This window comes from Phocaeicola coprocola, from assembly GCF_041333015.1.
Classification (GTDB): Bacteria; Bacteroidota; Bacteroidia; order Bacteroidales; family Bacteroidaceae; genus Phocaeicola; species Phocaeicola coprocola.
Genome location: NZ_JBGKGM010000004.1, coordinates 1,018,095 through 1,032,077, shown reverse-complemented (window position 1 = coordinate 1,032,077; position 13,983 = coordinate 1,018,095). Strand labels below are relative to the sequence as shown.

The following is a 13,983-nucleotide window of genomic DNA, read 5'->3' as shown; positions in this document are numbered from 1 at the left end:
TTATCTGAATGAATCAGTCAGTAATTTGATTTCAATCATTGGAGAAATCCGTTCATACAAAATGTTGTAAACGGCGTCTACTATCGGCATATTGACGTGCAGATGCTTGTTCAGTTCCTTGATACATTTGGTGCCGTAATAGCCTTCGGCTATCATTTCCATTTCTATCTGTGCGCTTTTTACCGAATATCCTTTTCCTATCATTGTTCCGAATACACGGTTACGGCTGAAGTTGGAATATGATGTAACCAACAGGTCGCCCAAGTAGGCCGAATCGTTTGTACACCGGTCTACCGGATGTACTGTATCGAGAAAACGGTTCATTTCCTGAAGAGCATTCGAAACCAGTACTGCCTGAAAGTTGTCTCCGTATTTCAGGCCGCTGCATATTCCGGCAGCTATGGCATACACATTCTTCAAAACAGATGCATATTCTATACCTGCTACATCGGTATTGACCGATGTCTTGATATAGTGTCCCGAAAGCTGTCGGGCAAACATCTTCGCTTTTTCAATGTCTTTACATCCGACGGTCAGATAAGACAAGCGTTCCAATGCCACTTCTTCTGCATGACATGGACCAGCCAGTACAGCAATGTTCTCTTCTGGAACATCGTACATTTTATGAAAGTAGTCGGACACAATCAAGTTTTCATCGGGAACAATTCCCTTGATTGCCGTCACAATGAATTTATCCTTGAGTTTTGTCTTTAGCTTTTTAAGGTGGCTTTTCAGATATGGCGAAGGAGTTACGAATATTAGTGTATCCGATTCCTTTACTACCTTATTTATATCTGATGAAAAGTTGATGCACCTCATGTCGAAGCGCACACTAGTCAGGTAAGCCGGATTATGCCCCAGACGCCGAAATTCTTCAATTCGGTCGTCGCGGCGCATATACCAGTTTATCGAGTCGGCCTGGGACAATATAATTTTGGCTATTGCCGTTGCCCAGCTTCCTCCACCCATGATTGCTATTTTCCCGGGGAGTTTCATTTTAGCCTATTTTCTGTATCCAGCCAGCTACTTCGTCGACGCTAGGATTCTTCAATTCTAATTTATATTTTTTATTCACTCCGCAGATGTCCTGATGTAATTTTTGCGGATTAACATCTTTCATGTCTGAAACCAAGTTGTAACCGGCTTTCTGAATCACCGGAACCCATTCTTCGGCAATACCCAGTTCCATGAACTTAGCAGGAGCGTCTTTCGGGATAACCTTTTCCGGACGCATCTGCGGGAAGAACAATACTTCCTGAATAGTGCTTTGTCCTGTCATCAGCATGACCAGACGGTCCATACCGATTCCCATACCAGAAGTAGGAGGCATACCGTATTCCAGTGCGCGAACAAAGTCTTTGTCGATAATCATAGCCTCGTCGTCACCCTTTTCGCTCAGACGCATCTGCTCTTCGAAACGTTCAAGCTGGTCGATCGGGTCGTTAAGTTCTGAATATGCGTTACAAAGTTCTTTTCCGTTAACCATCAACTCGAAACGTTCAGTCAGATCCGGATTGTTGCGATGACGTTTAGTCAGCGGTGACATTTCGATAGGGTAATCAGTGATGAAAGTAGGCTGGATATAATTTCCTTCGCAGAATTCGCCGAAGATTTCGTCTATCAGCTTGCCTTTTCCCATTGTATCGTCTATCTCCATGTTCAGTTTCTGGCAGACTTCGCGGATCTGTTCTTCATTCATTCCGGTGAGGTCGTATCCTGTAAATTCTTTGATTGAATCGAGCATGGTAACACGCTTGAACGGAGCCTTGAAGTTGATTATGTTATCACCTACCTTAACTTCTGTTGTACCGTTTACATCCATACAGATCTTTTCGATCATATTTTCAGTAAACTTCATCATCCAGTTGTAATCCTTGTAGGCTACGTAAATTTCCATACAAGTGAATTCTGGGTTATGAGTACGGTCCATACCTTCATTACGGAAGTTCTTTCCGATTTCGTATACACCTTCAAATCCACCTACGATCAGACGTTTCAGGTAAAGTTCGCTGGCAATACGCATATACAAAGGAATATCAAGTGCATTATGGTGAGTAATGAACGGACGTGCCGCAGCTCCTCCGGCGATAGATTGCAGGATAGGAGTTTCAACTTCGATATATCCTTTCGAATTGAAATACTCACGCATAGAGTTATATACCTTATTGCGTTTCAGGAATATATCTTTTACTCCATCGTTTACTACCAGGTCTACGTAGCGCTGGCGGTAACGGAGTTCTGGATCATCGAATTTATCGTAAGCTACACCATCTTTATATTTTACGATAGGAAGCGGGCGGATAGATTTTGACAAAACAGTCAGTTTCTGTGCATGGATAGAAATTTCACCCATCTGAGTACGGAATACGAAACCTTCAATGCCGATAAAATCACCCAGGTCGAGCAGACGTTTGAATACTACATTGTATAAATCCTTGTTTTCATCAGGGCATATATCATCGCGGGTAATGTATATCTGAATACGACCTTTAGAGTCTTGTAACTCAACGAAAGAAGCCTTACCCATAACACGGCGTGACATGATACGTCCTGCAACAGATACTTTGCGCGGTTCTGCCTCGTCATCCTTAAATTCGGCTTTTATATCAGTCGAAAATGCATTGGTTACATACTCGGCAGCAGGGTACGGATCGATGCCCATCGCTCTCATTTCATTCAGACTGTTACGTCTGATAATCTCCTGTTCACTTAGTTCTAATACGTTCATTTGTTGATACATTAACTCAATTTCGCTACAAAAATAACAAAGTTTTTGTAAACAACATCTAAATCAGGCTACTTTTATTACCTTTGGGCGTACTGAATTTATGGAAACGGATATGGAAATGAATAAACAAACATCATTTATAAAGGTGACAGTCTTACAGACAGATATAGTTTGGGAGGAGGCGAAAGTAAACCGTATGGCTGTAGAACAGCTGATAGAAAAGCATTGTGATACGGATTTATTTGTTTTACCAGAAATGTTTTCTACCGGCTTCAGTATGAATCCGATGGAAATAGCCGAGGATGAAGGAGGAGAAACTTTGCAATGGATGTGCCGGATTGCTGCTTTGCGTCAGTGTGCTATAGCCGGAAGTCTTTCGGTTAGAGAGGCAGGGAAATTTTACAACCGTTTCTATTTTGTATGTCCTGATGGTACGGTGTATCATTATGATAAGCGGCATTTGTTTGGTTTTGGGGGTGAAGATAAGCAATACACTTCGGGAGATGAAAGAGTGATTGTTTCTTATAAAGGTTTTCGCTTTCTTTTACAAATATGTTACGATTTACGCTTTCCTGTATGGTCGCGTTGCCGGAATGATTATGATGCGGTTATATATGTAGCCAACTGGCCTGCCAGTCGTCGGGAGGTATGGAATATACTGCTGAAAGCTCGGGCACTTGAAAACCAGTGTTATGTAATAGGAGTGAATCGGGTAGGAAATGATCCGCAATGTCTGTACGATGGTGGAAGTATGATAATCAGTCCTTATGGTAAGATATTGGTTGCGTGCACTGACGGTAAAGAAGAGGTAGCAGGAGCATTGCTTGCCCGTGAACCGTTGGACAGCTTCAGAAAACGTTTTCCTGTTTTAGATGATGGAGATGACTTTGAACTGCTATAGATGAAATAGGCATTTATTAAAGACAGAAATATTATGATGAATATTAAGAAACTTATTTCTGCTTCCATGGTTGCTGTAGCGTTAAGCGGATGCCAGAGAGAGGCTGTAAAACCAAATGTGTTGTTTATTTTAGTCGATGATATGCAGGCTGATGCCATTGCTGCATTGGGGAACAGAGATACCTATACTCCGAATATCGATAGACTGATTAATGAAGGTGTGGTGTTTACAAGAACTTATACCAATGGAGCTTTGTGTGGAGCTTTATCCATGCCTAGTCGTGCTATGTTACTTACCGGAAGGGGAGTGTTCGAAGTGCAGAGTGATGGAATGAAGATACCTGTTTCGCAAATCACATTGCCTGAGCATTTGAAAAATAACGGTTACCGGACATTTGCTACGGGGAAATGGCATTCAGACCATGCTTCATTTGCTCGTTCCTTTACCGAAGGAGATAATATTTTTTTCGGAGGAATGCATCCTTATGAAGAAAATGGACATTGTGCTCCTCGCTTACATCATTTTGACCCGACTGGAAAATATGATGAGCCGCCTTTTGCAGGGCAAAACTTTTCTTCGAAAATGTATGCTGATGCAGCCATAAATTTTCTGAAGACTACGGAACATGATAATCAGCCGTTTATGGCATTTGTCTCTTTCACTTCTCCTCATGATCCGAGAAATATTTTGCCTGATTATGGAAAGAAATATAGTCCGGCAGGACTTTCTGTTCCGGATAATTTTCTGCCAGAACATCCGTTTGATAATGGTGAGTTGAACATCCGGGATGAACAATTACTACCTGTTCCTCGTACTCCAGATCAGTTGAAGAAAGAATTGTCATTGTATTATGGTATGGTGAGTGAGGTTGATTTACAGATTGGAAGGGTTATTGATGCCTTGGAAGAAAGTGGGAATATGGATAATACGATTATTGTATTTGCATCAGATAATGGACTGGCTATGGGGCAGAATGGACTAATCGGTAAACAAAGTCTGTATGAGCATAGCGTTGGAGTACCGATGGCTATTATCACTCCGGATGGTTTGTCGTCAGGTAAACGTTCAGATGCTTTGTGCTATTTGTATGATCTTTATCCTACCTTGTGTGATTTGATGGGATTGGACGTACCTGTATCCGTTACTGGCAAGTCGTTGAAACCGGTTATGGAAGGAAAACAGGAACAGATACGTGAACAGGTTTTTCTTGCTTATTCCAATCAGCAGCGAGCTGTAGTTTCTGGTGATTATAAGTATATTATTTATAATGTGGAAGGTAAGATAACCGAACAGTTGTTCAATTTGCAGAAGGATCCGGGAGAACTGGTAAATCTGGCTGATGAGTTAACTGAAAAGAAGAATGAACTTCATGATTTGTTGATGAATCAAATGGTAGAGAATCATGATTTTTGTGACTTGACTCAACCTTTGTGGTGGAAAGATGGACATAAACTTACTTGGGATGAGTTAATTAACTTATATGTTTTCGAGTGAGAATTTGCTGTGATAAGTTAAAGCTGTTAGATATGATGAACTGGAAATATTTACTGACAGGGGTGTTGGCTGGTAGTACATTAGTCTTACGGGCTGCTGGCGAAGCAAAAGATGAACGTCCGAATATATTATTTATTTTAAGTGACGACCATACTTCTCAAACTTGGGGTATTTATGGTGGTATTTTATCAGAATATGCCCAGACAGAGAATATTCGTCGGCTTGCTGATGAAGGGGCAGTCTTGGATAATTGTTTCTGTACAAACTCTATATCTACACCGAGTCGTGCTGCTATATTGACAGGAAGGTATAGTCATTGCAATGGGGTATATACATTAGATGATACCTTGGATGTTTCCTTGCCTACTTTTGCGAAAGAATTACAGAAGGCTGGATATCACACCGGACTGGTAGGAAAGTGGCATTTGAAATCACAACCTCAGGGTTTTGATTATTATTCTGTTTTTCATGATCAGGGAGAATATCGTGATCCTACTTTCAAGAATAGTGATGATCCTTGGCCGGGACAGCGTAATTTTGGAGAGCGTATACATGGTTTTTCCACTGATATTGTAACAGAAAAAGCTATCAGATGGATGAAAGCTCAGGATAAAAGTCAGCCTTTTTTGATGTGTTGTCATTTTAAGGCCACACATGAGCCTTATGATTTCCCGGAACGTATGCGACATTTATATGATGGCGTAGTGTTTCCTGAACCAGAGAATTTGTTAGACTGGGGGCCTGAAACCAACGGACGTACTTTCGTCGGACAAAAACTGGAAACTATCGGACACAATTGGGAGGTGGCTTCGGCTGATCCAGATAAATGGTGGTGTCGTTATCCGGAACTTCCTTTTACGACAAAAGGAATGAGCCGGATTGCTGCAAGAAAAGCTATTTATCAAAAACTGATCCGAGATTATTTACGCTGCGCTGCTACGGTAGATGATAATATTGGAAAACTGTTGGATGCTCTAGACGAAATGGGGATTGCAGATAATACTATTGTTGTCTATGTTGCCGATCAGGGATACTTTTTAGGAGAGCATGGATTTTATGACAAACGGATGTTTTATGAAGAATCGGCACGTATGCCATTTGTTATCCGTTATCCCAAATGTATTCCGGCTGGCAAGCGTGTGAACGAACTTGTTTTGAATGTAGATTTTGCTTCTACATTGTGTGATTTTGCCGGAGTAAAATCTCCGGAAGGTACACAGGGCAGAAGTTTTAAAGATGTTCTGGCAGGAAAAACTCCTAAGGACTGGCGGAAGAGTTTTTATTACCGTTATTGGACTCAACATGATATCCGTCCGGCCCACATCGGTGTACGTAATGAGCGTTATAAGTTGATGTTTTTGTATGGTGACCGATTGAATATGACAGGGTCTTCAGACTACAAATCAACTCCATCTTGGGAGTTTTACGATTTACAGAAAGATCCGAAAGAAAACCATAATGCTTACGGGGAGAAAGAATATGAATCGGTAATTCGTGAAATGAAAAAAGAAATGATGCGCTTGCGCGAAGAGGTGAAAGATACGGATGAGGGAGAAATAAGAATGATGGAAATTTTAAGAAAAGAAGGACTGGAAAAACGAGTCTTTATAATTGATATATAGGTTGTTAAGCAAAGATGAAGATGTTCTCTCCGATTCATGATATCGAATCGGAGAAAATGTCCTCATCTTTTTAATTTTTATGTACGAACTTTCAGGAAAAGATGAAGATGTTTTCATTAAAATAAGCTGAAAAACAGATGCGCATTTGTTGAAAGTGCATAAAAAACGTATCTTTGTACATCTTTCGTCTCAAAATAAAAACAATCAGATTTTATGTATACGAATAAAGAAATATGGAATGTCACTTACCCGATATTCTTGGGGTTGCTTGCGCAAAATGTTATCAATGTCACCGACACGGCTTTTTTAGGACATGTGGGTGAGGTAGCTTTGGGTGCAGCCGCAATGGGAGGACTGCTATATATCTGTGTATATACCGTAGCATTCGGGTTCAGTGTCGGTTCGCAGATTTTGATAGCCCGTCGTAATGGGGAAGGGAATTTTCATGCCATAGGACCGGTTATGTGGCAGGGTACAGCATTCAGTTTGGGGATGGGAGTAGCTTTACTTGCCATATTGCTGGTATGTGCCGAACCATTGATTCGTCTGCTGATTACTTCGGATACGATTTTTTATGCTACATACGAGTTTTTTACATGGCGTATCTGGGGATTTCTTTTTGCCTTTGTCAATGTCATGTTCCGTGCGCTTTATATAGGTATAACCAAGACAAAGGTACTGACCATGAATGCTGTCGTCATGGCCTTGGTGAATGTATTCCTCGACTATGCGATGATATTCGGAAAGTGTGGATTCCCTGAAATGGGAATACGTGGAGCGGCATTGGCATCGGTTATAGCAGAAGCATCTTCTATGCTGTTTTTTATTGTGTATACGTATGGTAAAATTGACTTGAAGAAATATGGGCTGAATCGTTTCGGACATTTTGACTGGGATATGGTGATGCGTATCTTGCGCATTTCCTGCTTCACCATGGTGCAGTATTTTCTTTCCATGGCCATCTGGTTTGTATTTTTCATGGCACTTGAACGACTCGGACAACGGCAGCTTGCCATTGCCAACATTGTGCGTAGCGTATATGTTGTGCTGTTAATACCTGTCCAGTCGCTTTCTACTACGGCAAATACACTGGTCAGCAATCTGATTGGTTCGGGAGGAGTAGCAGGAGTTGTCAGATTACTGCATAAAATAGCCCGGATGTCATTCCTTATTATGGTAGTATGTGTGGCCCTTTGTGTTATCTTCCCTCAGGCTATTTTGTCGGTTTATACCAATGAGGAAGCACTGCTTCTTGAATCGGTTCCGGCATTATATGTCGTTTGCGGTGCAATGTTGATAGCTGCTCTTGCAAATATTTATTTCAATGGAATTTCGGGTACGGGTAATACACAGGCTGCTTTGGGACTGGAAGTCGGAGTACAGATCTTTTATGCATTGTATATTATTGTAGTAGGAATGATGCTTCGTGCTCCGGTAGATGTTTGTTTTACTACCGAAGTCATCTATTATTCGTTAATGCTGACATTCAGTGTTATTTACTTGAAAAAGGCGAAATGGCAGAATAAAAAGATTTGATGCATCCGATTATTTTTGTAATTTTGCGCCCTGACAAATTGGAAGAATAAAAAACAAGAAAAATATATGTTCGATAATTTAAGTGAAAGACTAGAACGGTCGTTTAAAATATTGAAAGGTGAAGGTAAAATCACCGAAATCAATGTGGCCGAAACGTTGAAAGACGTACGTCGTGCATTGCTGGATGCCGATGTGAACTATAAGGTAGCAAAGAGCTTTACCGACACTGTAAAGGAAAAAGCTTTAGGACAAAACGTGTTGACTGCTGTTAAGCCTAGCCAGTTGATGGTTAAGATTGTGCATGATGAGCTGACCAAACTGATGGGTGGCGATACTGCCGAAATCGAATTGAAAGGTCGTCCTGCCGTAATCCTGATGTCAGGTTTGCAAGGTTCTGGTAAGACAACTTTCTCAGGAAAGCTGGCACGCATGCTGAAAACCAAGAAAAACCGTAAGCCGTTGCTGGTTGCCTGCGACGTATATCGTCCTGCTGCTATCGAACAGCTGAAAGTATTGGGACAGCAGATCGAAGTGCCTGTATATTGCGAATTGGATAGCAAAGATCCTGTTCAGATTGCACTGAATGCCATTCAGGAAGCAAAGGCAAAAGGTTATGACTTGGTTATTGTCGATACAGCGGGACGTCTTGCTGTAGACGAACAGATGATGAACGAGATTGAAGCAATTAAAAATGCAATCAATCCGGATGAAACGTTGTTTGTTGTTGACTCAATGACTGGTCAGGATGCAGTAAATACAGCTCGCGAATTTAACGAACGTCTGGACTTCAACGGTGTAGTTCTTACTAAGTTGGATGGTGATACTCGTGGTGGTGCTGCTCTGTCTATCCGTACCGTTGTGAACAAGCCTATCAAGTTTGTGGGAACAGGTGAAAAGCTTGATGCAATCGATCAGTTCCATCCGGCCCGTATGGCAGACCGTATCCTTGGTATGGGTGATATCGTTTCATTGGTAGAACGTGCACAGGAACAATACGACGAAGAAGAAGCAAAACGTCTTCAGAAAAAAATTCAGAAAAACCAGTTCGACTTTAATGACTTCCTGACTCAGATTCATCAGATTAAGAAGATGGGTAACTTGAAGGAACTTGCTTCTATGATTCCGGGTGTAGGAAAAGCCATTAAAGATATTGATATCGATGATAATGCATTCAAGAGTATTGAGGCTATTATTTATTCAATGACTCCGGAAGAACGTACTCATCCTGAAATCCTGAACGGAACTCGCCGTACACGTATTGCTAAGGGTAGTGGTACAAGCATTCAGGAAGTAAACCGTTTGCTGAAACAGTTTGACCAGACTCGCAAGATGATGAAGATGGTTACCGGCAGCAAGATGGCAGGCATGATGCAGAAGATGAAAAAGAAATAAAATATTTTTTACCCTCTCTGGTACGGAAGCAGATGGGTCTGTTTTACGTGCCGGTTAGAAGCGAGGAGAGAGAATCAGCAGATGGAAAGATTCTTTCTCCTCGCTTGTTTTTATATGATCTTGATCAGGACTTATTCATGAAGAAATGACTTGGCAGTAAGTTAAAATCGTAATCATGTGAGAATATCTTTGGATAATCTGAAAAAATCTGTTATTTTAGAAAGGTTTTGGCAAGTGGAAGATCTAGTATAATCAGATATTTAAACTACATAACGATGAAAAGGACTAAGATATGGAGCTATGCTTTCGGTGTGACTATGGTATTGTCACTTGCTGGTTGCGGTAATAGTGCCAAGAAACAGGTTAATGAAAAAATGAATGCAGATAGTATGAGTGTAATAAGTAATCAAGTTGGTTTGCAGGAAGATAGTGCTTTGTCGACGTTGGTACTCGACGGAGTAAAAGCTACATGGATTCGTGATAACGCTTCTGCGAAACTGATGCCTCCTTCACTCTTTCCGGATGCTGGTGAGGACTTGATGAAAAAACTTTCGCTCGAAAACGGAATACCTTCTTCCATTAGTACGTTTTTGATAGAAAGCAATGGTATACAAATTCTTTTTGATACGGGAATGGGGGCATCCGATAGTCGCTTATTGGCTGGGTTACATGCTTTAGGGATTACTCCTGCCGACATTAAATATATATATCTTACTCATTTTCATGGTGATCATATCGGAGGACTGATGAAAAACGATAGTGTAGTGTTTCCTCATGCTGAAATTTATGCTTCTAAGGCTGAGTATGATAGTTGGATGAAAATGGAAGCCGAAAAGAACGGACAAGTTGTGAGAGCCATGAATGCATATAAGGACCGTTTGCACCTGTTTGCTTTTGGTGATACGTTGCCGGGAAAAGTGGTAGCAATGGAAGCTGTTGGACATACTCCCGGACATACTGTTTTTCAGGCAGGTAAATTATTGATAATTGGAGATTTGATTCATGGAGCAGCTCTGCAATTGGAACATCCGGAGATTTGTGCTACCTATGATATGGATAAGCAGGAAGCAATAAAGACTCGTAAAAACTTATTGCAGTATGCTCGCGAGAATGGACTGGTTATAGCAGGTATGCATTTGCCAGTTCCTGCATTTATAAAATAAATAAGCATGCCGGTATGAATTGTCAGGTATTATAGATTTCTGTCACTCATACCGGTATGTTTTTATCTGATCTTTAAATTTTATTGTCCAGCCAGGCATCAATCAGTTGGCGGGCAATGCTGAGCTTTTTCGGTATTTCCGGCAGGTTATTTCGGTTGTAAAAGGCTCCTGCACTCAGTTCTTCATCCTGCAACTTGATGGTTCCGCTTTCGTATTCGGCATAATATCCTACCATGATTCCGCTGGGGTAGGGCCACGGTTGACTGCCGAAATATTTCAGGTTTTTTATGGTCAGTCCTGTTTCTTCCATGACTTCGCGGTGAACACACTCTTCCAACGTTTCTCCTGGTTCGAGAAAACCGGCTACCAATCCTTTAAACGTCCCCCGGAAGTTGCGGGCATGTACGAGCAAGATACTGTCTTCCTTTTTAATAAGTACAATGACCGCCGGAGAAATACGCGGATAAAACTCCTGCCGGCATTCCGGACATCGTTTGGCTATGGGGGAAACCTGTACCGTAGGTACACCACACATGGGGCAATAACGGCTGTTCTTGTCCCAGTTCAATATTTGTGAAGCTTTTCCGCCACGCTTGTATTCTTCCAGAGGAAGTACATCGAAAGAAGCACGCAAGTCCTTCATCATGCGTGGACTGTTTTCATCTCCACTTACTGGAATGTGAATAGCATACGTCTTGGCAGGATAACCGTTTATCTCTCCGATGGTATGAATGGTACTTCCGACGGGAACCTCAACCGGAGGTTCAGGTCCGTAAGGAATATGATATCCGTCTTCTTTTTTTTCTATCAAAACCTGTCCGCTGTTGAAGACGAACCATCCGCATGTTTGTTTTTCTGTTTCCATCAATTAAGTCCTTTCATTGTAAGCTGGATGCGCTTGCGTTCATGGTCAATACTGAGTACACGTACGCGTACATGCTGGTGCATACTGACTACTGTTGTCGGGTCGCTGACAAACTTATCGGCAAGCTGGGAGATATGTACCAGTCCGTTTTCTTTAACCCCTATATCTACGAAGCATCCGAAATTGGTAATGTTGTTGATGATGCCCGGCAATTCCATACCTTCCCGCAGGTCGTCGATAGTCTGCACATTCTTGTCAAATTCGAAGACCTGAATCTTTTGGCGCGGGTCACGTCCCGGTTTATCCAGCTCTTGTAGAATATCAGTCAGTGTAGGCAGTCCTACGGTATCAGTTACATAGTTTTTTATGTCTATTTGGCTACGTAATTCCTTGTTTTTTATCAGGTCGGCAACGGAGCATTTCAAGTCCTTTGCCATCTTTTCTACTATGGCATAACTTTCCGGATGTACAGCCGAATTGTCGAGCGGGTTGTCTGCTTGCGGAATACGCAAGAATCCGGCACACTGTTCAAACGCCTTTGCTCCCATACGCGGTACCTTCAGCAGTTCTTTACGCGAATGGAATGCTCCGTTTTCCGTACGGTAATCTACAATGTTTTGAGCCAGCGTCGATCCCAGTCCCGATACATATGTCAACAGATGTTTGCTGGCCGTATTGACATTTACTCCGACAAGGTTTACGCAACTCTCTACTGTCTGGTCGAGTGATGCCTTCAGTTTACTTTGATCTACATCGTGCTGATATTGTCCCACACCAATAGATTTGGCATCTATCTTGACTAGTTCGGCAAGGGGGTCCATCAGTCGGCGACCGATTGACACAGCTCCTCGCACAGTTACGTCATATTCAGGAAACTCATCTCGTGCGATTTTCGATGCAGAATAGATGGAGGCGCCGTCTTCGCTGACAACAAACACTTGCACTTCGCGGTCGTATCGTTGAGAAGTGACGAAACGTTCGGTTTCGCGGCTTGCCGTACCATTTCCGATAGCGATGGCTTCTATCTTATATTGTTCGACGAGTTTGACAAGCTTGCGTCCGGCCAGAGCTGTTTCCGATTTGGGTGGATGCGGATAAATTGCTTCATTGTGCAGCAATGTACCTTGGGCGTCCAGACAGACAACTTTGCAACCGGTACGATATCCCGGATCGATACCCATTGTGCGCTTTTGTCCCAGAGGAGGAGCAAGCAATAGCTGCCGGAGATTTTCAGCAAAGACACGGATAGCCTCTTCGTCTGCCTTTTCCTTGCTGAGTGCGGAAAATTCTGTTTCTATAGCGGGTTTCAACAGACGTTTGTATGCGTCGTTCACAGCTTCTGCTACTTGTGCGGAACATTCTCCGTTTCCATGTACATACTGTCTTTCCAATCGTTCGGTACATGCTGATTCATCGTCGGGAGTGATGGATACTTTCAGGATACCTTCGGCTTCTCCACGGCGGATGGCGAGCAGACGGTGAGAGGTACACTTCTTCAACGGTTCACTGAAGTCGAAGTAGTCGCGGTATTTTAAGGCTGCTTCTTCTTTTTCTTTGCCCTTGACTACTTTCGATGTAATCATAGCCTGACGGCTAAACTGGTTTCGTATCAGATTACGGGCACGTTCATCCTCATTCACTTGTTCGGCAATGATGTCGCGTGCTCCTTTCAGAGCATCCTCTTCGTCCTTGACATCTCCCTTGACAAACTGGCGTACTCGGGCAGATAAGTTGTTTTCCCGCTGCATCAATAGTAGCATGGCAAGCGGTTCCAGTCCCTTCTGGCGTGCAGCCTCGGCACGAGTTTTTCGTTTGGGCTTAAACGGCAGGTAAATATCTTCCAGTTCTGTCGCATCCCAACAATTGGAAATGCGTTCTCGTAAAGTGTCTGTCAGTTTTCCTTGTTCTTCGATGGTAGAAAGAACCGTTTCCTTTCGTTTGGCAAGTTCACAGAGCTTTTCGTAACGCGTATGGATATCTCCTATCTGTACTTCGTCGAGGCCTCCGGTTGCTTCTTTTCGGTAACGGCTTATAAAAGGTATTGTAGCACCTCCCTGAAGCAGTTTCAATGTGTTTTCTACCCGATGGACAGGTAGCTTCAGGGCTGTGGCAATCATTTGACTGAATTGTTCCATGTATATGTTTTTCTAATAATGTGGCACAAATGTAATTAAAAAAAGGATTCGAGGGAGGAGAGGACTCATTTTGAAAATAATTTAAGAGATGGTTTTAAGCTTTATTCGGATTTGAAAGACGTTTTCGAGGATTGAAAATGTTCGCTA

At 42.3% G+C, this 13,983-nt stretch carries 10 protein-coding genes; 6 read left to right on the top strand and 4 right to left on the bottom strand.

Features of this window, described 5'->3' with window-relative positions:
- Together ACDG22_RS15095 and lysS are read right to left on the bottom strand one after the other, a co-directional pair.
- The gene (locus tag ACDG22_RS15095) at positions 1-996 is read right to left on the bottom strand and encodes an NAD(P)H-dependent glycerol-3-phosphate dehydrogenase (protein ID WP_007568050.1); all 996 of its coding nucleotides are present in this window, start codon (positions 994-996) and stop codon (positions 1-3) included.
- Position 997: 1 nt separating this feature from the next.
- Complete coding sequence (lysS, locus tag ACDG22_RS15090) at positions 998-2,728, bottom strand: lysine--tRNA ligase (RefSeq protein WP_022124906.1); 1,731 nt, start codon at positions 2,726-2,728, stop codon at positions 998-1,000.
- A gap of 139 nt (positions 2,729-2,867) precedes the next feature.
- Here lysS and ACDG22_RS15085 point away from each other — a divergent pair, with 139 nt between their 5' ends.
- The 6 genes from ACDG22_RS15085 (at position 2,868) to ACDG22_RS15060 (ending at position 10,836) form a co-directional block, all read left to right on the top strand.
- Entirely contained in the window at positions 2,868-3,629 is a 762-nt protein-coding gene (locus ACDG22_RS15085; RefSeq protein ID WP_040311942.1) for an amidohydrolase, read from the top strand.
- Positions 3,630-3,662: 33 nt separating this feature from the next.
- Positions 3,663-5,123 carry a sulfatase-like hydrolase/transferase gene (locus tag ACDG22_RS15080; RefSeq protein ID WP_270230406.1) on the top strand — a complete coding sequence of 487 codons (1,461 nt, stop codon included), beginning with the start codon at positions 3,663-3,665 and terminating at the stop codon, positions 5,121-5,123.
- Between the two features lie 32 nt (positions 5,124-5,155).
- The gene (locus tag ACDG22_RS15075) at positions 5,156-6,745 is read left to right on the top strand and encodes a sulfatase family protein (RefSeq protein ID WP_370858956.1); all 1,590 of its coding nucleotides are present in this window, start codon (positions 5,156-5,158) and stop codon (positions 6,743-6,745) included.
- Positions 6,746-6,958: 213 nt separating this feature from the next.
- Positions 6,959-8,281, top strand: a complete 1,323-nt coding sequence (locus ACDG22_RS15070) for an MATE family efflux transporter (RefSeq protein WP_007568062.1) — start codon at positions 6,959-6,961, stop codon at positions 8,279-8,281.
- 66 nt (positions 8,282-8,347) lie between these two features.
- Complete coding sequence (gene ffh, locus ACDG22_RS15065; protein ID WP_007568063.1) at positions 8,348-9,673, top strand: signal recognition particle protein; 1,326 nt, start codon at positions 8,348-8,350, stop codon at positions 9,671-9,673.
- A 275-nt stretch (positions 9,674-9,948) separates the two neighbouring features.
- Positions 9,949-10,836 carry an MBL fold metallo-hydrolase gene (locus tag ACDG22_RS15060; RefSeq protein WP_007568064.1) on the top strand — a complete coding sequence of 296 codons (888 nt, stop codon included), beginning with the start codon at positions 9,949-9,951 and terminating at the stop codon, positions 10,834-10,836.
- Between the two features lie 73 nt (positions 10,837-10,909).
- Here ACDG22_RS15060 and nudC read toward each other — a convergent pair whose 3' ends face one another.
- On the bottom strand, positions 10,910-11,701 hold the full coding sequence (gene nudC, locus ACDG22_RS15055; protein WP_007568065.1) for an NAD(+) diphosphatase: 792 nt from the start codon (positions 11,699-11,701) through the stop codon (positions 10,910-10,912).
- Positions 11,701-13,836, bottom strand: coding sequence for a Tex family protein (locus ACDG22_RS15050; protein ID WP_270230408.1), 2,136 nt, complete (start codon positions 13,834-13,836; stop codon positions 11,701-11,703). Before ACDG22_RS15050 ends, nudC begins: the two co-directional genes overlap by 1 nt.
- Between the last annotated feature and the right edge of the window lie 147 nt (positions 13,837-13,983).

Coding starts and splice junctions, on each gene's coding strand:
- ACDG22_RS15095 (WP_007568050.1), bottom strand. CDS start 996: ATGAAACTCCCCGGGAAAATAGCAATCATGGGTGGAGGAAGCTGGGCA.
- lysS (WP_022124906.1), bottom strand. CDS start 2,728: ATGAACGTATTAGAACTAAGTGAACAGGAGATTATCAGACGTAACAGT.
- ACDG22_RS15080 (WP_270230406.1), top strand. CDS start 3,663: ATGATGAATATTAAGAAACTTATTTCTGCTTCCATGGTTGCTGTAGCG.
- ACDG22_RS15075 (WP_370858956.1), top strand. CDS start 5,156: ATGATGAACTGGAAATATTTACTGACAGGGGTGTTGGCTGGTAGTACA.
- ACDG22_RS15070 (WP_007568062.1), top strand. CDS start 6,959: ATGTATACGAATAAAGAAATATGGAATGTCACTTACCCGATATTCTTG.
- ffh (WP_007568063.1), top strand. CDS start 8,348: ATGTTCGATAATTTAAGTGAAAGACTAGAACGGTCGTTTAAAATATTG.
- ACDG22_RS15060 (WP_007568064.1), top strand. CDS start 9,949: ATGAAAAGGACTAAGATATGGAGCTATGCTTTCGGTGTGACTATGGTA.
- nudC (WP_007568065.1), bottom strand. CDS start 11,701: ATGGAAACAGAAAAACAAACATGCGGATGGTTCGTCTTCAACAGCGGA.
- ACDG22_RS15050 (WP_270230408.1), bottom strand. CDS start 13,836: ATGGAACAATTCAGTCAAATGATTGCCACAGCCCTGAAGCTACCTGTC.